The organism is Neorhizobium sp. T25_13, from assembly GCF_002968675.1.
Lineage (GTDB): Bacteria > Pseudomonadota > Alphaproteobacteria > Rhizobiales > Rhizobiaceae > Neorhizobium > Neorhizobium tomejilense.
Genome location: NZ_PVBI01000009.1, coordinates 1 through 20,449, shown reverse-complemented (window position 1 = coordinate 20,449; position 20,449 = coordinate 1). Strand labels below are relative to the sequence as shown.

The 20,449-nt window shown below is 62.2% G+C and carries 20 protein-coding genes and 1 pseudogene; 12 read left to right on the top strand and 9 right to left on the bottom strand.

Annotated features, from left to right (window positions below; all coding sequences use genetic code 11):
* Nucleotides 1-214: 214 nt before the first annotated feature.
* The 3 genes from C5J22_RS20915 to C5J22_RS20905 form a co-directional block, all read right to left on the bottom strand.
* Nucleotides 215-994 carry an alpha/beta fold hydrolase gene (locus C5J22_RS20915; protein ID WP_105439800.1) on the bottom strand — a complete coding sequence of 260 codons (780 nt, stop codon included), beginning with the start codon at nucleotides 992-994 and terminating at the stop codon, nucleotides 215-217.
* 14 nt (nucleotides 995-1,008) lie between these two features.
* Nucleotides 1,009-2,133 (bottom strand): LLM class flavin-dependent oxidoreductase, encoded by a 1,125-nt coding sequence (locus C5J22_RS20910; RefSeq protein WP_105439799.1) that lies wholly within the window; start codon nucleotides 2,131-2,133, stop codon nucleotides 1,009-1,011.
* 68 nt (nucleotides 2,134-2,201) lie between these two features.
* Nucleotides 2,202-2,813 carry an NADPH-dependent FMN reductase gene (locus C5J22_RS20905; RefSeq protein ID WP_105439798.1) on the bottom strand — a complete coding sequence of 204 codons (612 nt, stop codon included), beginning with the start codon at nucleotides 2,811-2,813 and terminating at the stop codon, nucleotides 2,202-2,204.
* Nucleotides 2,814-3,011: 198 nt separating this feature from the next.
* On the opposite strand from C5J22_RS20905, the gene C5J22_RS20900 reads away from it, so the two are divergent.
* Nucleotides 3,012-3,719: a GntR family transcriptional regulator gene (locus C5J22_RS20900; protein ID WP_105439797.1), complete on the top strand. Its 708-nt coding sequence runs from the start codon at nucleotides 3,012-3,014 to the stop codon at nucleotides 3,717-3,719.
* Between the two features lie 54 nt (nucleotides 3,720-3,773).
* Here C5J22_RS20900 and C5J22_RS20895 read toward each other — a convergent pair whose 3' ends face one another.
* The 3 genes from C5J22_RS20895 to C5J22_RS20885 form a co-directional block, all read right to left on the bottom strand.
* Nucleotides 3,774-4,445 carry a spermidine synthase gene (locus C5J22_RS20895; RefSeq protein WP_105439796.1) on the bottom strand — a complete coding sequence of 224 codons (672 nt, stop codon included), beginning with the start codon at nucleotides 4,443-4,445 and terminating at the stop codon, nucleotides 3,774-3,776.
* 705 nt (nucleotides 4,446-5,150) lie between these two features.
* Nucleotides 5,151-6,311: an LLM class flavin-dependent oxidoreductase gene (locus tag C5J22_RS20890; RefSeq protein WP_105439795.1), complete on the bottom strand. Its 1,161-nt coding sequence runs from the start codon at nucleotides 6,309-6,311 to the stop codon at nucleotides 5,151-5,153.
* Nucleotides 6,308-7,093, bottom strand: coding sequence for an alpha/beta fold hydrolase (locus C5J22_RS20885; RefSeq protein WP_105439794.1), 786 nt, complete (start codon nucleotides 7,091-7,093; stop codon nucleotides 6,308-6,310). The genes C5J22_RS20890 and C5J22_RS20885 overlap by 4 nt, the downstream gene beginning before the upstream one ends.
* Nucleotides 7,094-7,318: 225 nt before the next feature.
* Between C5J22_RS20885 and C5J22_RS20880 the strand changes: the two genes are divergently transcribed.
* From C5J22_RS20880 to C5J22_RS20855, 6 genes are all read left to right on the top strand, one after another.
* Nucleotides 7,319-8,110 (top strand): SDR family NAD(P)-dependent oxidoreductase, encoded by a 792-nt coding sequence (locus C5J22_RS20880; RefSeq protein ID WP_105439793.1) that lies wholly within the window; start codon nucleotides 7,319-7,321, stop codon nucleotides 8,108-8,110.
* Between the two features lie 138 nt (nucleotides 8,111-8,248).
* The gene (locus C5J22_RS20875) at nucleotides 8,249-9,712 is read left to right on the top strand and encodes an NAD-dependent succinate-semialdehyde dehydrogenase (protein ID WP_105439792.1); all 1,464 of its coding nucleotides are present in this window, start codon (nucleotides 8,249-8,251) and stop codon (nucleotides 9,710-9,712) included.
* Nucleotides 9,713-9,759: 47 nt separating this feature from the next.
* Nucleotides 9,760-11,460, top strand: coding sequence for a thiamine pyrophosphate-requiring protein (locus tag C5J22_RS20870; RefSeq protein ID WP_105439791.1), 1,701 nt, complete (start codon nucleotides 9,760-9,762; stop codon nucleotides 11,458-11,460).
* Nucleotides 11,461-11,472: 12 nt separating this feature from the next.
* Nucleotides 11,473-12,702, top strand: a complete 1,230-nt coding sequence (locus C5J22_RS20865; protein ID WP_105439790.1) for an alpha-hydroxy acid oxidase — start codon at nucleotides 11,473-11,475, stop codon at nucleotides 12,700-12,702.
* Nucleotides 12,591-14,387 (top strand): thiamine pyrophosphate-requiring protein, encoded by a 1,797-nt coding sequence (locus tag C5J22_RS20860; RefSeq protein ID WP_256386154.1) that lies wholly within the window; start codon nucleotides 12,591-12,593, stop codon nucleotides 14,385-14,387. Before C5J22_RS20865 ends, C5J22_RS20860 begins: the two co-directional genes overlap by 112 nt.
* The gene (locus tag C5J22_RS20855; RefSeq protein WP_105439788.1) at nucleotides 14,384-15,760 is read left to right on the top strand and encodes an FAD-binding oxidoreductase; all 1,377 of its coding nucleotides are present in this window, start codon (nucleotides 14,384-14,386) and stop codon (nucleotides 15,758-15,760) included. Before C5J22_RS20860 ends, C5J22_RS20855 begins: the two co-directional genes overlap by 4 nt.
* Nucleotides 15,761-15,783: 23 nt before the next feature.
* On the opposite strand, the gene C5J22_RS20850 is transcribed toward C5J22_RS20855, so the two are convergent.
* Entirely contained in the window at nucleotides 15,784-16,287 is a 504-nt protein-coding gene (locus C5J22_RS20850; RefSeq protein WP_105439787.1) for a hypothetical protein, read from the bottom strand.
* A 161-nt stretch (nucleotides 16,288-16,448) separates the two neighbouring features.
* Here C5J22_RS20850 and C5J22_RS20845 point away from each other — a divergent pair, with 161 nt between their 5' ends.
* The 3 genes from C5J22_RS20845 to C5J22_RS20835 all read left to right on the top strand — a co-directional run bounded on the left by C5J22_RS20845 (nucleotide 16,449) and on the right by C5J22_RS20835 (nucleotide 18,161).
* Nucleotides 16,449-16,823 (top strand): GFA family protein, encoded by a 375-nt coding sequence (locus tag C5J22_RS20845; protein WP_105403923.1) that lies wholly within the window; start codon nucleotides 16,449-16,451, stop codon nucleotides 16,821-16,823.
* Between the two features lie 59 nt (nucleotides 16,824-16,882).
* Nucleotides 16,883-17,302, top strand: a complete 420-nt coding sequence (locus C5J22_RS20840) for an HD domain-containing protein (protein WP_105439786.1) — start codon at nucleotides 16,883-16,885, stop codon at nucleotides 17,300-17,302.
* A gap of 76 nt (nucleotides 17,303-17,378) precedes the next feature.
* Nucleotides 17,379-18,161, top strand: a complete 783-nt coding sequence (locus C5J22_RS20835) for an SDR family NAD(P)-dependent oxidoreductase (RefSeq protein WP_105439785.1) — start codon at nucleotides 17,379-17,381, stop codon at nucleotides 18,159-18,161.
* 100 nt (nucleotides 18,162-18,261) lie between these two features.
* Here C5J22_RS20835 and C5J22_RS20830 read toward each other — a convergent pair whose 3' ends face one another.
* The gene (locus tag C5J22_RS20830) at nucleotides 18,262-19,155 is read right to left on the bottom strand and encodes a hypothetical protein (protein ID WP_105439784.1); all 894 of its coding nucleotides are present in this window, start codon (nucleotides 19,153-19,155) and stop codon (nucleotides 18,262-18,264) included.
* A 182-nt stretch (nucleotides 19,156-19,337) separates the two neighbouring features.
* Between C5J22_RS20830 and C5J22_RS20825 the strand changes: the two genes are divergently transcribed.
* Nucleotides 19,338-19,571: a hypothetical protein gene (locus C5J22_RS20825; protein WP_105439783.1), complete on the top strand. Its 234-nt coding sequence runs from the start codon at nucleotides 19,338-19,340 to the stop codon at nucleotides 19,569-19,571.
* A 112-nt stretch (nucleotides 19,572-19,683) separates the two neighbouring features.
* Complete coding sequence (locus C5J22_RS20820; protein ID WP_105439782.1) at nucleotides 19,684-20,241, top strand: isochorismatase family protein; 558 nt, start codon at nucleotides 19,684-19,686, stop codon at nucleotides 20,239-20,241.
* A 6-nt stretch (nucleotides 20,242-20,247) separates the two neighbouring features.
* Here C5J22_RS20820 and C5J22_RS20815 read toward each other — a convergent pair.
* A pseudogene (locus tag C5J22_RS20815) lies at nucleotides 20,248-20,449 on the bottom strand (ABC transporter ATP-binding protein); the annotation flags it as partial.

Below are 20,449 nucleotides of genomic sequence, written 5' to 3'. Positions count from 1 at the left end.
CCGCATGCGGCTCTTGGGCCTTCCTGAAGCGAAACGCAAATCAATTCATAATAGACATATTATATCCGTCAATGTTGAAATTATGGTCTGCGGAAATACTTTCCCTTTCGATGACGGCCGAGCGCCGATGGAAACGAGGGAAGGTGCAAAAGTCTCGCAAGAAAAAAGGCCCAGACCGAGGTCTGGGCCAAGGCTCCCTGGGAAGGGAATGACGTCAGGCGGCCTCCGGCCCCTGGTTGAGCACGTAGCCGGGGCCGCGCTTCAGGAAGTCGGTCCACAGCCGCAACGTGCGTTCCGGCTGGTCGACCTCGATCGAATGGGCGGCGTCGAAAATGAAGGCCCGCTGCGAGGTCGGGATATTGCGCTTCAGGTACGCGCCGGCCTCTGCCGGCACGACCTTGTCTTCGGTGCCGAGCAGGATCAGCGTCACCGCCTCGATCGAGGGAAGGCGTGCACTGAGTGCCTCGTCGACCTGGACATTATTGGCGAGGCGCTCGTAGGTGCGGCCGTTGGCAGCCATGACATCAGGCGATTTCGGCGCCGACTTGATCTTCTGCGGGTGGGCATAAAGCGCCTTGAAACGCGCGTCCGGATCGGCAGGCAAACCGCCCTTGCCCTCGAAGCGAAAGCCGGCCGGGACACCGAGGATCAGATGGTCGACCAATTTCGGGTGCTCGGCGGCAAGCCACAAGGCCGACCAGCTGCCGAAAGACGAGCCGATCACGTCGAACCGCGGGCCGACCCGCTTTTCGGCGAACTCGGCGACCATGGCCACCCAGTCCCGCACCGTCTTCAGGCTTTCGTTCGGCTCGGTGCCATCGAAGCCCGGGCAGATCGGCGCATAGACCGTGTGGTTGCCGGTCAGTGCCTTCAGCGGCTCGGTCAGCATCACGCCGCCGGCAGCATGCAGGTAGACGACCGGCTGCCCCGTGCCGCCGACATGATAGGTGAGCCTGCCGCGGGAAAGCTCGATCGTCTTCAATACAAAGCTCATGGGTCAAATTCCTCTTACAGGCCAGCCACTTCCGGGGCGACGCGGTCGCGGAACAGTTCCATGCCGCGTCGAACGACGCCGCCCGGCATGTTGCCGACCTTGATCGTCAGGTTCAGCAGGCCGCAATCGAGTTCCTGGCGAAGGCGCTTGATCTGCTTGATGACCGATTGAGGGCTGCCGCAGATGATCGAACCGGCTTCGATCTGTTCTTCCACCGTACGGCCGCGCAGCGTGGCGAGGCGCTTCTGGAAATTCTCGCCGGCATCGGCCTCGGTGTAGTAGCGGCTCTGTCCGAGCACAAGCTGCTGGGCGGAGCGCTGCGGCCGCATCAGCGTCTGGTGGAAATAGGTCTGAGCGGCGGCCATGTGGTGCCTCGCCTCCTCGTCCGTATCGGCGATGCAGATCTGCTGGCCGACCAGGATGTCGTCCGGCGTCGGCTCCCACCCGTAGGAGCGGGCGGTCTTCTTGAAATTTTCGACGGCGGCCTTGGCGATCGACAGGTCCTGGATCAGCGTGATGCCCATGATGGCGCGCATCTTGGCGACGAACTCGGCCGATTCCGCGTTGCTGGCGGACATCAGGATGCGCGGATGCGGCTTCTGGATCGGCTTCGGCCAGATCGAGATGGCCGGGAACTGATAATGCTCGCCTTCCCAGCCGAAGGGCTCGTCCTCGGTCCAGCACTTGATGATCAACTCGGTCGCTTCGCGCAACCGGCTGCGGGATTCACTCGGCGGAATGTTGTAGGCAATGTATTCGTGCGGGATGCCGCGCAGGAAGCCGGCGATCAGGCGACCACCCGACATCACGTCGATCATCGCATATTCTTCGGCGACGCGGACCGGGTTCAGCAGCGGCAGGAGGTTGCCGACGATGGCGATCTTCGCCTTGCTGGTCTGGCGGGCAAGTGCGCCGGCGATCAGGTTCGGGTTCGACATCAGGCCGTATGGGCTGAAATGGTGCTCGTTGCAGCCCACCCAGTCGAAACCGTAGTTCTCCGCATCGACCATCTCGTCGATATATTCGTTGTAGAGCGCCTGGATGCGGGTGCTGTCGATCCCGTGCGTGCTGACCGGCCATTCATGCGGCAGCTTGTCGTAATCGGGATAAGGCATCAGGTGGAAGAAATTGAACTTCATGGAAAGCTCCGCTGGGACCGTCGCCGGATGAAGGCAAAACGGATCCGACGACGAGGATTGAAATTGGATCAGTGGCTGACGACGAGGCGCGGCGCGCCATCTTCGACGCGGCTCGCCATCACCATTTCGGCGAAACTAACGACCTGCGAGGCGACGATTTCGAGCGGCTGGGCAACCTCACGGCGAGCCGGCTTGCCGTCGACGAAAGGTTTCTCGTTGGATTTGATGGTCGCCGCGTAAGGGGTCGGCCAGCCGCGCAGCGCATGCACGACCGAGCGCAGGCCGATCAGCGTTGCGCCGAGCGCCTGATCGCCGGCGGCGCAGACGATGCAGCCGACGGCGCGGCCGTCGAAATAGGAGCGTACGTCTCCCCGCATGTCTTCCGTATAGTCGATGGCGTTCTTGATCGTGCCGGACATGCCGCCGTGATAGCTCGGCGTTGCTATGATGATGCCGTCGGCGCGGCGAAGAGATTGGAGCAAGCGAAGCGCGGCCGGAGTGCGGTGCGTGACGCCCGGGTCGAAGAGCGGCAGCTCGAGTTCTGCTCCGCAGATGAGGTCGATCTCCGCGCCCGCCTTTTCGGCAGCCAGGAGACAGTAGCGTAGCGCGAGCTCGGAGCTCGAGCCGGGGCGCTGGGTCCCGCCGATACCGACGACAAAAGGTTTGCGGGTCTGCGTCATGGGGTCTCCTCCTTCGGCCGAAGCCGATTGCCTTATCAGGCTCCTCAAGGAGAGTTTGTATACCTTTAAAACGAAAGTCAAGGATTTGATGCCTTCTTTAAGCCACTCTCCATGAACTGGTATACACTTTTTGTCGATTGGCCTCGGCGGATGGTTTGTCGTAATCTCCTCCATCATGAAGAAGGAACAGGTGGCGGCTTGACGAACGAGACAACCAGAGACGGAGCCAAGGACGGGGCGACGCAGAGCGCCGTCGAAACCGCCTATCATCGCATCCGGCACCTGATCCTCACCGGCGAGATGCGCTCCGGCGACAAGCTGCTCGAAAACCAGCTTGCCGTCGCGATCGGCGTTTCCCGCACGCCGATCCGAGAGGCTTTGAACCGGCTGAACGCCGAGGGCCTGGTGGTGCTGGAACGCTACCGGCGGGGGATCGTCGCGGATTTTTCGCTCGACGACGCGGTCGAGATCTTTCGGCTGCGTGCCATTCTCGAAGGTCATGCGACCAGTCGCGCCGCGACCCGCATTTCGGAAACCGACCTGCAGCGGCTGCAGGAGCTGGAACGGCTGATGGAGACCCAGTTCGAGGAACTCGGCTGGAACGAACATCTCGAAGGGTTCGACAAACTCAACGGGGAATTCCACGCGGTGATCGCCGCTGCCGCCGAAAGCCCGCGGCTCGAAAAGATCCTCGCCTCTTCGCTGGAACTGCCGGCCTCGATCTTCAACCGCTATTCGGAGCCGGTCGAGGTGCGCACGCGCCGCACCCACGCCCAGCATCGGGAAATCCTCGCGGCGCTCAAGGCCCGCAACCCCGAATGGGCGCAGGCGGCGATGAACGCCCATCTCTTCTCACTGCTGCCGACCGCTTCGGGCTCGCTGGAGCATGAAGACGGGGCGAAATGAGATGCGAGCCCCGCTTTCGTTGAGGCTCCCGCGGACCGGCCGTTTGCCGATCTGCTACCGGTTGGTGGCCATCCACAGGACGTGGCGGCCGCCGCGCTTGCCGTTGGCGCGCACAAAGATTTCCTCGGTGGCAAATCCGACATCCCGCAGCCGACGGGTAAAACCGGCATCCGGCGCCGACGACCAGACGGCCAGGACGCCGTTGTCGCGCAGCGCAGCCTTGGCGGCCCGAAGCCCGGCGTGGTTATAGAGGCTGTCGTTGGAAGCCCGCGTCAGGCCGTCGGGCCCGTTGTCGACGTCGAGCAGGATGGCATCGTAAGCGCCGTTGCGCGACCGGATCAGCGCCCCGACGTCACCGACATGAATATCGACACGCGGATCGTCGAGCGTGCCCTTGTGAAATTCCGCCATCGGCCCCCGCGCCCAGTCGACCACGGCCGGAACGAGTTCCGCCACGGTGACCCTGGTATCGTCCGGCAGGGCTCCCAGGGCCGCCCTCAGGGTAAACCCCATGCCGAGGCCGCCGATCAGCATGTGGGCATTTTTCCGGCCGGCAATCCGCTCGCAGGAGAGCGTCGCCAGCGCCTCTTCCGAACCGCTCAACCGGCTGTTCATCAGCTCGGTCGAACCGAGCATGATCGAAAATTCCGCCCCGCGCTGCTTCAGGCGCAGTTCGCCGCCCTCGCCGGGAATGGTTGCGCGGTCAAGCTGGATCCAGGGAAGCATCGGCCTATCTCATCGTCTCGTCTGGGACGCCTCCTAACACAGACGTTGCTGGGAAAACACCGGACTATCCGCGGCCGGTGGAAGAATCGGGTCGCCGTGCTGACGATGGTGAATTCATTCCGATGGTTGTTGTGGGACAGGCTCCGCAGCACCCGACCTGCAACAGGCCGACAGCGGCGGAATTGTCAGTGCCTGGATCAGCACAAAAGCGAGCTCTTCGAGTTCGCCATCGGTAAACTCTGAATAATCGTCTCCGATCGGAAGATTATCCGAGCACCCATCGTTGTTTTTTGGATTCATGTCTCGCCCCAGCCCGCGGCGAACATGCATGAAATTTTGTAAATAGCATCACCTTTTTTGATGCTGTGCTGCAAAATAAAAAGGCCCGCGCCTTTTCCCCCTGCGCGGGCCTCTCCTAAGACGTAACCTCTTCTACGCTCGACTTAGGAGAACGCCATTGTACTCCGGACTGCAAAGTCCTCAATTCGTCCAAAAGACCTAGCACAAGGGGTATAGCCCCGAGGGGAGCGGCCGGCTTTTGGGGCGCCGGCCGCTAAGACCGCAGCGACTGGGGGGTGACAATTGTGCGGTCCTGCGCCTCAAATGATGACAATCGCGACCGCACATCAAGATGAACCTTGGGTGATATGACTACGCCCAAAGGCTTCATGGGCTTATCAAAATCATCAAATCGGCACCCCCTCGTCAGGCCACCCGCCTGGCGGTCACGTTGCGCAGATACGGCATGACCTCCTTGGAGTAGATCTCCATGTTCTTGCGGGTTAGCTCGGCTGGCAGCGTACCGAACTGGAGAAGCGTCAGCAGATGGCCGAAGCCGATCTGGGCCTGGTATTCTTCCAGCTTCTCGCGCACCGTTGCCGGGCTGCCGCAGATGAACTTGCCCTCTTCGATGACGCTGTCGATCGTCTGCTTCATCGAGTGACCGGCCTTGGCCGACATCGCCCCGACCATGGACTTCACAGATGTGTAGCCAGGCGGCAGCAGCATCTCCATCGGCATGCGCAGGAATTTCTGCAGGAAGGCTTCGATATGGTCCTTGGCCTCCCTGCGGGCGATCTCGTCGGTCTCGGCGACATAAAGCGGTAGCGACCAGCCGAGCTGGTCCTCGGTCGCCTCGTAGCCGTAGCCGGCAGCGACGTCCTTATACATCTTCATGTAGCGGGCGACGGTCGAGACCGAGGCGAAGGTCTGGAGATAGGTATATTTGCGATCCGGATGGGCGGCCCATTCGATCGTCTCGCTGGAACCCTGGCTCGGGATCCAGATCGGCGGATGCGGATTGTCCTGGTAGACCCGCGGCCAGACGTTCACATATTCAAAGTTGTAGTGCTTGCCTTCGAAGACGCTCGGACCCGGCTGCGTCCAGGCCTGCAGGATCAGGTCGTGTGCTTCCTGGAACCGCTCGTGGCTGAAGGCCGGATTGACGCCCCAGGAATGGTATTCGGCGCCGATGCCGCGCACCATGCCGGCGATCAGGCGGCCGCCGGTAATGTTGTCGACCATCGCGAATTCTTCCGCCACGGTCAGCGGGTTGTTGAGGAGCGGCAGCGCCCGGCCGAGAATGGCAATCTTGACGTTCTTGGTGCGGCGGGCGAGCGCGCCGGCCATGACGCCGGGGATCGGCATCAGGCCATAGGCGTTCGAATGGTGTTCGTTGACGCAGATGCCGTCGAAACCGAGCTGGTCGGCATATTCGAGTTCGTCCAGGTAACGATTGTAGAGCTGGTGGCCCTTCTTCGGGTCGTAATAGCTGTTCGGCAGGGTGACCCAGGCGGAATTGTGCTTCTCGTCATAGGACAGATCGAGATCCGCATAGGGCATCAGGTGCATGAAGTAGAATTTCATCGCGTAACCTCCCCGATGAAGCCATTGACCAGCTCGACGAAACGGTCGGCCTTTTCGATCTGCGGCAGATGTCCGCAGTTCTCGATGATCTCGAGCCGCGAATTGGGAATGAGGTCGCGCCAGGCCGCTGCGTAACCGACCGGCATAGCCTTGTCGTCGTCGCCCCAGACGATCAGCGTCGGCACCGAGATGCGATGCAGCCACTTGTGCAGGTCCGGGTTGAGGAACCGCGGCTCCCAGGCGAGCTTGGCCGACGTGAGCTTGTTCCTGAGAAGGATTTCCATCCCTTCCTTCGACGGCGGTGGGGCCGCCAGCATCGCTTCCGCAAACGCCTGGTCGTGGAAGAGGTTGCGGGCAGTCTCCTCCGGGTTCCACATGAACACGTCGCCCTTGCGCACGCCCTTCACCCGGATGCCGGCAGGCGCCACGACGGTCAGGGAGCTGAGTTTCGTCGCATTGCGGATGGCGATCTCGGCCGCCAGCCAGCCACCGATCGACGTGCCGACGAGGTTGACCTTCTCAAGGCCGAGATGGTCGAGGACGTCCAGATAAAAGAAGGCGAGGTCGGAAATGTTGTCCAGCCATTCAGGGCTGCCGGAGGCGCCGAAACCCGGATGTTCCGGCACGATCACCTCGTGGGTTTCGGAGAGCTTCTCCATGAAGGGCAGCCAGCGCGAGGCGCCGCTCGCGCCATGCAGGAAGAGCAGCGGCGAACCGGTACCTTTCCGCATGAGCCGGATCTTCGTGCCGGTGACGGTTTCAAAACTTTCGGTAAAGCTCATCGGTGTTTCACCCTCCCCGGGACCTGACAACCGTTAAGGCAGGCGCTCCTCGGCACCCGCGAATGGCGGCAATCTGTATAACCTTCTGGGGAGCGTCAATATGATTCTGTCAAATTTTGATTGATAATAGCAAATTTCTAACTTGCATCTTTGGAAATTGCATACAAGGTTGGAGCCGCCTGGGTGGGGAGGGTCATGCTCGCCCGGCTCTCAGGGAGGAGAAAAATGCAGGCCGAAAAACTATTCGATCTCAAAGGCCAAATCGCGATCGTCACCGGTGCGGCAAGCGGCCTTGGCCTTGCCATCACCAAGACGCTTGCCGCCAACGGTGCGCATGTGGCGTTGCTCGATCTCGACGCCGAGACGCTTGCCGCCGCCTATCAATGGCTGAACGGCCAGGGTTTTTCCGCCGAGAGTCATCGGGTCGACGTCTCCGACAGCGCGAGCCTGCGCAACACCATCGACGGCATTGCGCAAAAGCGCGGACACCTCGATATCCTCGTTGCCAATGCCGGCATCAGCGGCGGCCCGAATTCCCGTACCGAGGCGGGCGCCATCGAGAATGTCAGCGACGATCTGTGGAACCGAGTGGTGGACGTGAACCTCACCGCCACCTTCGTCGCCATCCAGTCCGCCGCAAAGCATATGAAGAAGCAGAAAAGCGGCCGCATCGTCGCGATCGCCTCGATTGCAGGCATGCGGGGCGATCCGATGACCGGTTACGCCTATGCGTCCAGCAAAGGCGCCGTCGTCAACCTCGTCAAGCAGGCCTCCTGGGAGCTGGCGCCCTATAACGTGCTCGTCAACGGCATCGCGCCGGGCCCGTTCCGCACCAATATCGCCGGCGGCCGCATCCGCGAGCCGGAGGTGGAAAAGGCCTTCGCCGACACCGTGCCGCTCGGTCGCATCGCCGAGACGGACGAGATCATGGGTCTCGCCCTGCTTTTGGCATCGAAGGCATCGAGTTTCATGACCGGAGCGGTAATCCCGATCGATGGCGGTACGGTGGCGATTTGAGCCGACGTGAACGTCGGAATTGACAATATCAGGTTCCCTGCTTTATCCCCTTGAAGTGGACGAGGAAGCCGGGTTTGAGAAAAGCCCGAAATTGACGAACGCCAAACGCACTCGTCTAATGAATCGGAGGAGACGACCATGAACATCGCGAACAATCCAGCCCGCTCGTCCGACGCTTACCAGTCCGCGCGCCTCCTGATCGACGGCGCGTGGCTGGAGAATGGCGACCGCAAGACGCAACCGCTGATCAACCCGGCCACCGAAAAAGCGATCGGCGTGGTGCCGCATGCGACGGCACAGGATCTCGACCAGGCGCTCGAAGCCGCCAAGCGCGCCTTTCCGCTGTGGCGTGCGACCAGCCCGCGCGAACGCGGCCGAATCCTGAAGCGCGCAGCACAACTGATGCACGACCGGCAGGAGGAGATCGCCACACTCGCGACGCTCGAAATGGGCAAGCCGATCGCCGAAGCGCGGCTGGAAACCCATTTCGCCACGGAAGAAATGGAGTGGTTCGCCGAAGAAGGCCGCCGCACCTATGGCCGCGTCATTCCCGGCCGCATCGGCGAAACTCGCTTTCAGGTGGTCAAGGAACCGGTCGGCCCGACCGCTGGTTTTTCGGCGTGGAATTTCCCGGTCGGCAATGCCGCCCGCAAGATGGGCTCGGCGCTCGCTGCCGGCTGCACGATGATCTACAAGCCCGGCGAAGAGGCCCCGGCGTCTGCCGCCGCCGTCGCCCAGTGCCTTATCGATGCGGGCGTTCCAGCCGGCGTCATCGCGGTCGTCTACGGCGTGCCCGACTTCATCTCGCGCCACCTGCTCGCCTCGCCGATCATCCGCAAGATCTCGTTTACCGGCTCGGTCCCGGTCGGCCAGCACCTCATTCGACTGGCTTCGGAAAGCCTGAAGCGCACCACGATGGAACTCGGCGGCCATGCGCCGGTGCTTGTCTTCGACGACGCCGACCAGACCGCGGCGCTCGACATGTCGGTACAGCGCAAATATCGCAACGGCGGCCAGGTCTGCGTTTCGCCGACCCGCTTCTATGTGCAGGACAAGTCCTATGACGCCTTCTGCGCCGGCTTTGCAGAGCGTGCCGCGAAGATCACGGTCGGCGACGGCCTCGATCCGGCGACCGGCATGGGACCGCTGGTCCACGGCCGCCGCCGTGACGCAATCGAGGCGCTGGTGCAGGATGCCACCGCCAAGGGCGCCAAGCTGCTCGCCGGCGGCCATCGCATCAACAACGAAGGCTTTTTCTATGCCCCGACCGTTCTCGCCGACGTGCCGGGCGATGCGCGGATCATGAGCGAGGAGCCATTCGGCCCGGTCGCCGTGCTCAACCGCTTCTCGGATTTCGACGATGCGGTCACCAAGGCGAACGAACTGCCCTACGGCCTTGCCGCCTATGCCTTCTCCAATTCGCACAAGACCATTGCAAAACTCTCAGACGCGTTGGAAGCGGGCATGGTCGGCATCAATTCCTTCAACATTTCCATGCCGGAAACGCCGTTCGGCGGGGTGAAAGCGAGCGGCCACGGTTCCGAAGTCGGGATCGAGGGCGTCGATGCCTACATGGTTACCAAGACAATCAGCATCACCTGAGGACGAGTTCCCGGCGGGTTTTCAAGAATTTCCACAAGGATTGCAGCATGAAACACGAAAAACCGACCGGCACCTTCGCCGCCGAAGCTGTCCTGACCCACATGAAGGCCGCCGGCATCGATGTCCTGTTCGCCAATGGCGGCACCGACTTTCCGTCGATCATCGAGGCGTTTGCCCGCCAGTCCGAAACCGGCCTGAAAATGCCGGAAGCCCTGGTCATCCCGCATGAGGGTGTCGCGGTCGGCATGGCACATGGCTATTATCTGATAACCAGTAAACCGGCCGGCGTCATCGTCCACGTCAATGTCGGGCTTGCCAATTCGGTCATGGGCCTGATCAACGCCCGATCGGAAAACGTGCCTGTCATGATGTTCTCCGGCCGTACGCCGATCACCGAACACGGCCGTTTCGGCTCGCGTTCCTCGCCGATCCACTGGGGCCAGGAAATGTTCGACCAGGGCGGCATGGTCCGCGAAGTGGTCAAGTGGGACTATGAACTGCGTTATCCGGAACAGGCGGGCATCGTCATCGACCGCGCCATGAGCATCGCCATGAGCGAGCCGCGCGGCCCCGTCTATCTGAGCCTGCCGCGCGAGGCGCTGGCCGAAGGGACGGAGGTCGAGATCAGTCACCGCTCGACGGTAACCCCGACCACCTACGGCCCGGCCGATCCGGAATGGGTCGCCCAGGCTGCCGACCTGCTCGCCAAGGCAAAAAACCCGCTGATCATCACCCAGAGCCCGGAGCTTGCTCCAGACTTTGAACCGCTCGCCGGCTTCGTCGAGAAGTTCGCGCTGCCGACAATCGAGATGTGGGCAACCCGCCTGGCACTGCCGAGCGACCACCCGATGATGATTGGCCGCGACTCCACCCAGGCCCTCAAGGAAGCCGACGTCGTGGTCGTGATCAATGCCGCGGTGCCATGGATTTCCGACCATACGGACATAGCCGAAGGCGCCAAGGTCATCGCCATCGGCCCCGACCCGCAGCATAGCCGCGTACCGATCCGCAGTTTTCCGATCGACATCGCGCTTGCGGGCGGCATCAACAAGACGATTGCGGCGCTTGCCGCTGCGATGGCCGAGCGCGTGCCGGCATCGGAAACCTTCTCCGAGCGCCGCGAAAAATGGGCGAAGATCAAGACAGCCCAGGCCAAGGCCGCCGACAAACGCGCCGCCATAGGCAACGGTTCGCCGATGACGCCGGCCTATGTCAGTCGCTGCATCTCCGATATCCTGGACGACAGGACGACTGTCGTGAACGAACTCGGCATCGATCCTTCGGTGATGAGCTTCAAATACCCGAAATCCTACTTCTCGACCCCGCTGTCCGGCGGTCTCGGCTTCGGCCTGACCGCAGCACTCGGCGCCCAGCTTGGCGACCGCAGCCGCCAGGTGATCGCCACGATCGGCGACGGGTCCTACATGTTCGCCAATCCCGTCGCCTGCCACCAGACGGCAACCGCCCTGAAACTGCCGCTGCTGACGGTCGTTTTCAACAACGGCATCTGGAACGCCGTGCGCCGCTCGACGCTCTACATGTATCCGGACGGAAGTGCTGCGACCGCCAACACCATGCCGATCACCGCGCTCGATCCGGCCCCGGATTACGCGGCCGTCGCCCGCGCCCACGGCGCCCATGCCGAACGCGTCGAGACCGGCGCCGACCTGCCGGCGGCGCTGCAGCGGGCATTGGCCGCGACCAGGAGCGGCCAGCAGGCCATGATCGAAGTCATGGTTTCCTACTAGGAGGCGTCGGACATGGGGGGAGCCGGGAACGACGCAAGGACGACAGAAACGCTGGAGGAACTCCGCCGGCGTTATCCGATGGTCGGCGATCTCGAAAAACGGGCGAAATGGCGTATTCCGCGCTTCGCCTACGAATTCCTCCAGGGCGGCGCCGGCGACGAGACCGGCCTCAACCGCAACCGGACCGCCCTGCAGGCGGTCGAGGTCGTGCCGCGCTATGGCCTGGATGTGTCCACCGTCGACACCTCGGTCGAACTCTTCGGCCATCGTTATGCCGCCCCGATCGGCATCTCGCCGATCGGCTTCGACGGCATGATGTGGCCAGGCGCCACCGAACAGTTCGCCAAGGCCGCCCAGGCGCGCAACATTCCCTATCTGGTCGGCACGCTTGCCTGCGCGACGATCGAAAAAGTGGTGGAGTGGGCACCGGACGTCACCTGGTTCCAGCTCTACCCGATGGCGCCGAACAATCATCAATACAGTCTCGAAATGACTAATCGCGCCCGCATCGCCGGCGCCAAGGTTCTGGTCGTGACGCTGGACGTGCCAGTGCGCGCCAAGCGCCCGCGCGATCTTCGCAACGGCCTTACCATGCCCTTCAAGCTGACGCCGAAGACAATGATAGCGGCGGCGATGGCTCCTTTCTGGCTGGATGCGATCCGCCGCAAGGGCATGCCGACCTTCGCCAACATGGCAGGCTTTGCCGGCGCGCCGGACCGCGTGACGACGTCCGCCTTCGTGCAGAAACATATCGGCGGCGGCTTCCCCTGGGAGCAGATCGCACGCCTGCGTGACAGATGGACCGGACCGATGATGGTCAAGGGCGTCATGCACCCGGCGGATGCGGAAAAGGCGCTGGAACTCGGCCTCGACGGCGTGGTCGTTTCCAACCATGGTGGCCGCCAGTTCGATGCGGCGCCCGCGACGATCGACGTTCTGCCGGAAATCGCCCGAACCGTGGGCACCCGTGGTACGGTGCTCTTCGACAGCGGCGTCGTCTCCGGCGTCGACATGGTGCGCGCGGTTGCCTGCGGTGCCCATTCGTCGTTTGCCGGCCGTGCCTTCATGCTAGGGCTTGCCGCACTCGGAGACCATGGCGCCACGCATATGGCGCAGGCCTTCATCGAGGAATATCGCATCACGCTCGGCCAGAGCGGGCTTTTGAATACCGACCAGGCCCGCCGTGCGCCCGTGCGCCATCCCGGTGCCTGGACGCGGGAAGATTTCCAACCGCACCTCTAATCGACCACGTCTCCCGGGAGGAGAAACCCATGAAAGTTGCCGACGCCATCGTGGAAATCCTGAAGCGCGAGGGGATCGAGATCATTTGCGGTTACCCCGTGAACCACGTTCTCGAACACGCGGCCATGGGCGATATCCGCCCGATCATCGTGCGCCAGGAGCGCCACGGCCTGCACATGGCCGACGCCATGTCGCGCCTCTCGTCCGGCAAGACGATCGGCGTCTTCGCCATGCAGCTCGGACCGGGCACGGAAAACGCCTATGGCGGCATCGCCCAGGCCTATTCGGAATCCGTGCCGATCCTCGTGCTGCCAATGGGCTATGAACGCCGAGTCGCGCATGTCGATCCGAACTACAATGCCACCCGCTCGATGCGCGACATCACCAAGTCCGCCGAGCCGATCACCTCGACTGCCGAAATCCCGAACATTTTCCGACGCGCTTTCTCCAAACTGCGCAATGGCCGGGGCGGTCCGGTTCTGGTCGAGATCCCGAACGACATATGGCAGGATGAAGTGCCGGAACCGCTGAACTACCGGCCGGTTCTTTCCACCCGCTACGGGCCGGACCCTATCGCGGTGCGCGACGCCGTCGACCTGCTGCTCGCTGCCAAGCGCCCGATCCTCTATGCCGGCCAGGGCATCCACTACGCCCAGGCCTGGCCGCAGCTGAAACAGCTCGCAGAGCTGCTGGCGATTCCGGTTTCCACCAGCCTCGAAGGCAAGAGCGCGTTTCCGGAAACCCACCCGCTGTCGGTCGGCGCCGGCGGGGCGGCGATCTCGAAGACCCTGCGCCATTTCCTTGACAGTTCCGACCTGATCTTCGGCATCGGCTGCTCCTTCACCGAGACCGCCTTCGGCGTGCAGATGCCGCTCGACAAGACGGTCATCCATGCGACCCTCGATCCCGACCACGTCAACAAGGACATCGAAGCCAAGGTGGCGCTAGTCGGCGATGCGGCGCTGACGCTCGACGCGGTGCTTGCCGAGCTCGAAACCCGCAAGGTTTCTCCGCGCGACAGTACAGAAGTCGCTGCCGAGATCGCCAAGGTGCAGGAGGAATGGCTTTCCGAATGGATGCCGAAGCTCACCTCCGACAGCAAGCCGCTGTCGCCCTATCGCGTGCTCTGGGACCTGCAGCACACGGTCGATATCGAGAATACCATCATCACCCATGATGCCGGCAGCCCGCGCGACCAGCTTTCGCCGTTCTGGAAGTCGGTGAAACCGCTCACCTATATCGGCTGGGGCAAGACGACCCAGCTCGGTTATGGGCTCGGCCTCGCCATGGGCGCCAAGCTGATGCATCCGGACAAACTCTGCATCAATGTCTGGGGCGATGCTGCGATCGGCTTTACCGGCATGGATTTCGAAACCGCGGTGCGCGAGCGCCTGCCGATCCTGTCCATCCTGCTCAACAATTTCTCGATGGCGATGGAACTGCCGATCATGAAGGTGTCGACCGAGAAATACCGCTCGACCGACATTTCCGGCGACTACGCCGCCTTCGCCCGGGCGCTTGGCGGTTACGGCGAACGCGTCACCGAGCCGGATCAGATCATTCCGGCGATCAAGCGCGGCATCGAGCAGACGCAAAGGGGCGTGCCGGTTCTCCTCGAATTCATCACGACGCAGGAAATTGCCCGTTCGCGCTACCACCGCATGCTGACGGGTGAGAAAAAATGACCTCCCTGCAATCCACCCTCGACACTCTGAAGTTGCACTTCGGCGACCGGCTTTCGACCACCGAAGCGGTGCGCGAACATCACGGCCACGACATGTCCCGGCAGCCGACAAGGCTGCCGGATGCGGTGGTCTATGCCGAAAACGAGGACGAGGTGGCGCGCGTCGTCTCGGCCTGTTTCGAGGCGGGCATACCGGTGACGCCGTTCGCGGCAGGCTCGTCGATGGAGGGGCATACGATCCCGCTGAAGGGTGGCATCTCGCTCGACCTCACCCGCATGAACAAGATCGTCGCGGTCAACCACGAGGATTTCGACGTGCAGGTGGAGGCCGGCGTCACCCGCAAGCAGCTCAACGCCCATATCCGCGATACCGGCCTGTTCTTCCCCATCGACCCCGGCGCCGATGCCTCGCTCGGCGGCATGGCCTCGACACGCGCCTCCGGCACCACGGCGGTGCGCTATGGCACGATGCGCGAAAACGTGTTGGCGCTGCGCGTCGTCACGCCGCAAGGGAAAATCATCACCACCGGCCGCCGCACCAAGAAGTCTTCCACCGGCTACGACCTGACCAAGCTCTATGTCGGTGCCGAAGGCACGCTCGGCGTCATCACCGAGGTGACCGTCAGGCTGCACCCGATCCCGGAAACCATCGCGTCTGCCGTCTGCGCCTTCGAGACGATGCGCGGCGCGGTGGAAGCCGTCGTCGCGACCATCCAGAGCGGAATCCCGGTCGCCCGGATCGAATTCCTCGATGAAGTCGCGGTGGAAGCCGCCAACCGGCATGCCGGCCTGACCCTCAAGCTCGCGCCGACCCTGTTCCTGGAATTCCACGGCAGCCCGCGCTGGGTGGAAGAGCAATCGAACACGGTGCGCGAAATCGCCGACGAGTTCGGCGGCTCGGACTTCGAATGGTCGACCCGCACCGAGGACCGCGAGCGGCTGTGGAAGGCGCGCCACGAAACGATCTATTCCAACCAGACGCTGCGCCCCGGCTGCAAGGCGTTTACGACAGACGTCTGCGTGCCGATCTCGCGGCTTGCCGAAGCGGTGCTCGCCGCCCGCGAGGATATCGACAAGTCTTTCGTCATGGGCAAGATCATCGGCCATGTGGGCGACGGCAATTTCCATGTCGGCTACCTGATCAAGCCGGAAATCCCGGAAGAACTGGCCGAAGCGGAACGCCTCGCCGAACGGCTCTACCAGCGCGCCATGGATATGGGCGGCACGTTCAGCGGCGAGCACGGTATTGGTATTTCCAAGCTGAAATATCTCCGCCGCGAACATGGCGACGCCGTCGACATGATGAACGCCATCAAGGCGGCGATCGACCCGAAGGGTATCATGAACCCCGGCAAGCTCGGCCAGGTGGAATAAACGAAACCGCCGACGTCGGATGATCACCGGCTGAGGTCGATGCGGCTGGTCACCACCGGTTTGCCGCTCGAAAGATCCTTGTCGACCGTTTGAAGCCTGAGGCGGTCGTCGCCGATCTTCTCGATCGTCATGTTGGCGACGCGATCCCCGTTGATCACCCTCGCCCAGCGGACGCCGAGATTGATCGCATTGCCACGGCGGTTGCCGGAAAGCACCGAAGGCTGGCCGGACGGTCCGAGATAGGTGCCGCTATAACCGTTTTCCGAAGCCTGCAGGTCGGCCGATATGCTGCGCCGGATGACCAGCAGGCCGCGGCAGGTTCCCTGCATCGACAGGGTAGTCGTCCCGGCGGTCGAGATGAAGCTGCAGGTGACGTTGATGGGACTCGCGCCGATGCGGGCCAGAACCGTGCCCTTGCCGCTCCAGTTGCCGGCAAGCGTCTTCAGGAAATCCCCCTCGGCCGCCAGAGTCGAGCCCGGCGAAAAAGCGGAGGCGAGAAACGCGGCAGCGGCGAGAAACGAGCGCATGGCGACGATCCATCTGAATGCTCGCTTCGAACGCCGGCTGAGCCATTCTGTTCCATCTGGGATCCCAAGCCGCTATGCGCACCTGAACCCGCCTGATCTCTTTCCTTCATCCTCCCCTGCCCTAACTGCATTTCCCGGGCGAGGAAGAAGGAGGAGAAAGGATGATCATCCGGTCTGGAAGCTGTCTTTGCGGAAGCGTGCGGTATTCGGTGAAGGATGCGCCGGTCAGGATCGGGCTTTGCCATTGCGCCGATTGCCGCAAGGAAAGCGGCTCGAGCTTCGTCACGTTCGGCATCTGGCCGCGGCATGGCTTTGAAAGCAAAGGTGAGGTCAAGTATTTCCATGGCCGCGGCTTCTGCCCCGAATGCGGCTCGCGCGTCTTCAACGAGAGCGACGGCGACGAGATCGAGATCCGCGTCGGATCGCTCGACATGGCGCCGACCGATCTCGAGCCGGTCTACGAAATATGGGTGAAGCGGCGGGAGAACTGGCTGAGCCCGCTTCCCGTCCCTCAGTTCGAAGAAGATCGCAATTGACGCATTGTCGTCAGGCGCGGACCCTATAGAATGCCGCCCAGCGGACGGGAGACAGACAAATGTCGGAACTGATCGACAAGGCGATTGTCATCGCGACGCAGGCCCATCAAGGACAGTCGTCGAAAACCGGCGGTCCGTTCATCGACCATGTCAGGCGGGTCGCCGAACACGTGGCCGGCGAGGACGAAAAACAGGTCGCCTGGCTGCATGACGTGGTCGAGAAAGGCCCGGGCTGGACGTTCGAGCGGCTGCGCAAAGAAGGCTTTTCCGACGCGGTCGTCGATGCCGTCGACGCGATGAGCAAACGCGACGGCGAGGAATATTTCGCCTTCGTCCGCCGCTCGATCGAAAACCCGCTCGCCCGACCGGTGAAGCGCGCCGACCTCACCGACAATCTTGCCCAGATGCGCCAGATGGGCGGCGACGGTTCGAAATTTGCGGAAGGCCTGCGCATCCTCGACGAGCGATATCCATCCTGATCCCGGGAACCTTGCGCCATCCCTTGCCGTTCGTTTTCGCACGGCAGAAGCCGCGATCCAGCGACAGGATGGACTCATGGAACTCAAGCATCAGGTGGCTCTGGTAACCGGGTCAGGCTCGGGCATCGGCAAGGCGGCGGCGATGAAACTCGCGGCGGAAGGCGCCAAGGTCGGACTGCTCGGCCATACGAGAACCGAGATCGAAAAGACTGCCCACGAGATAGAGAAGGCCGGCGGAGAGGCCCTGGTGCTGGAAGCCGACGTCTCCGACGAAAACCGGATGCGCGCGGCGATCGACCGGCTTGCGGAAAAATTCGGGCGGCTCGACATCGTCGTCGCCAATGCCGGCATCAACGGCGTGTGGGCGCCGATCGACGACCTGAAGCCGGAAGAATTCGACAGGACGATCGCCGTCAACCTGCGCGGCACCTATCTGACGCTGCATCTCACCGTGCCGCATCTGAAGGCACAGGGGGCAGGCTCGATCATCGTCGTCTCCTCGATCAACGGCAACCGCACCTTCACGACACCCGGCGCCACTGCCTATACCGCCACGAAAGCTGCGCAGGTGGCGATGGTGCATCAGCTGGCGCTGGAACTCGGCAAACACCACATCCGCGTCAACGCCGTCTGCCCCGGCGAGATCGAGACCAATATCAGCGACAACACCAAGCTCCGCCACGCGCAGGAAACCGCAATCCCGGTGGAATGGCCGGAGGGCCAGGTCCCGATCAGCGACGGCCGGCCGGGAAAAAGCGAGGACGTCGCCGAAGTCATCGCCTTCCTCGCCTCCGACCGCTCCCGGCACGTGACCGGCACCCCGATCTACGTGGACGGCGGCCAAGGGCTGCTAAGGTAGGATTGTTTTCCGGTTTGAGCGGCGTGAGGCAACCCTTCTGCCCACGACCAAGGTGCCTCTATGGGTTGAAGTACGCTACAGTGTACTTCTTCTTGTCGCCTCATTTTGCAGCTTGTTCACTCGGCAGCTCCGCACCTGCTTGAGCAGCAATAAGTGCTACGATACCTGGGCCCTTGACTCTGCGAATGTCGCGAATCATCTCCGCGACGGTGATAGCGGCTAAGCTAAACAAATGATCTGCGCCCGCAGTATCCAACTCATCGCGTGGATGCATCAAAGGATTGCGGTCCAGGGACTTCATCCTATCTAGCATCGCGGTGACCTTTTTTGAAGGTTTGGGTTCCGGCCTTTTATCATCGGCCAAAGCTTCGGCTGCCTTTATATACTCATTCCAACTAACCATCTTTTTAGTGACACCGAACGCTTTCAAATAATCTTCAATGACAAGCTCGGTCCCTCGGAGCGCATGAAACCCGCAAGCCGTAGGAAGATCAAACGCCAAGCAGCGGCCAGCGTCGTCAAATTCTTTGAGGGCCTCGCTAGACATTCCGTCGCGGAACGCTTCAGGAATCACATGAGAAGCATTTGCTACGAGATCGCGCGTTTTATAGATTGCGATCTGTCCAACGGAGTACACGTCGACATCGCGGCATTCAGCTTCGAACACACTTCGAAAGGTGTCGATCTTCGAGGTGATATGGCGATATTGCCAACCACTAAATTCCTCATCGAACTTTGCATCTGGGAAGGGCGTGCCTGATTTCCAAATGTTGTCTTCCAACCAGTTCTGAACGTTCTCTTTTAGCTCAGAAGCACTATGTTTGCAGGTGTTGAATCCGTTAGGCTCAGCAAGAAAAGCCTCAATCTTTGGAAGAAGGCCCACCAACCCAAAGTAAAGAGATCCGCCCTTTATCTTATTAGAGGCCACAGTGGCCTTGGCCGACGATAGTTCCTCAGCGAGTTCAAAATATTCGAATAGATTTATTCGCTTCACGTTAGCGACTCCTTTGGCGCTCGCCTAAGAGTAGCATATTTTCAAAAGTCCAACATGCCCCATCCCGGCGGAGATGGTGTCGATCCAAATATCGTCAATCTAGGACCTCAGTCCCATTCCTTCCGTGGAACCCCCTTCCTCAATCCGCGTTCATGTCGCGCAAAAGATTGAGGAAACACCCAATGAAGAACCTGCTTCTCGCATCGGCCCTGGCCATTTCTTCTATTCTTTCGGTCGCCGGCCCGTCCGACGCCGCGAGTGTCACCATCACCACCAATGAGCGGATCGCCCCGCGTCACACCGTCCGCGAAGTCTACCGTCCATATCGTCCCCGCCATCGTGACTGCATGGTCAAGAAGGTGAAGACCCGCTACCACGGCCGGGTCGTCGTCAAGACCACCCGCGTCTGCCGCTGAACGCCAGATCGCGAACGAGAGAGGGCGGCGGCGATCGGGCCCTCAGCGCGAAGATATGGGTTGAAATCCGCAGGGAATCCGGCAATTTCCTTGTCTTGAATGGAGGCCACCCATGTCCAGCACATCAGCGGAAACAGCGCCGGTCATCGTCATCGACCTGCAGACCAACATGTTCGACGGTCTTGTCGAGCCGCCTCTCCATGATGCGGATCTCCTCACCGAGCGCGCCCGCAAGGTGATCGACTGGGCGCGGCGCGAAGGCCGGGCGATTGCCTTCGTGCGCCATGACGGGCCGGAGGGCGATCCGCTGGCACCGGGAGAGCCGGGCTGGCCCGTCTGGCCGGCGCTTGGCCAGCGGGACGACGAGCCGACCTTCTCGAAAACCGTCCGGGACTCCTTCAGCAACCCGGAACTCGGCGCATGGATCGAGAGCCAGGGTGCGCCCGAAGTGGTGATCCTCGGCGCCCAGACCGATTTCTGCATCGCCGGCACGGTAGAGGGCGCGATCGCTTCCGGGCTGAAGGTAACGGTGGTGTCCGACGCCCACAGCACGCTCGACCAGCCGCAGGAGAGCGCCGCCGCCATCATCCGCCGCTACAATGCCCAGTTCGCCGAGGCCGGCGTCAATCTGGTGACGACCGAGGCGCTGACCGGCTCGCAGTCCGCCTGACCGGCTTTAGCCCAGCTCCAGCCGGCGGGTGATGCCGATCGCCTCGAGAAATACCTCGTCGTGGCTGACCACCAGCAGCGCGCCGTCATAGGCGCGCAATCCGGCCTCGACCGCGGCGATGGAATCGATATCCAGATGGTTGGTCGGCTCGTCGAGGATGAGCAGCGGCGGCGGCGACGGTCCGCCGAGCACGCAGGCAAGCCCCGCC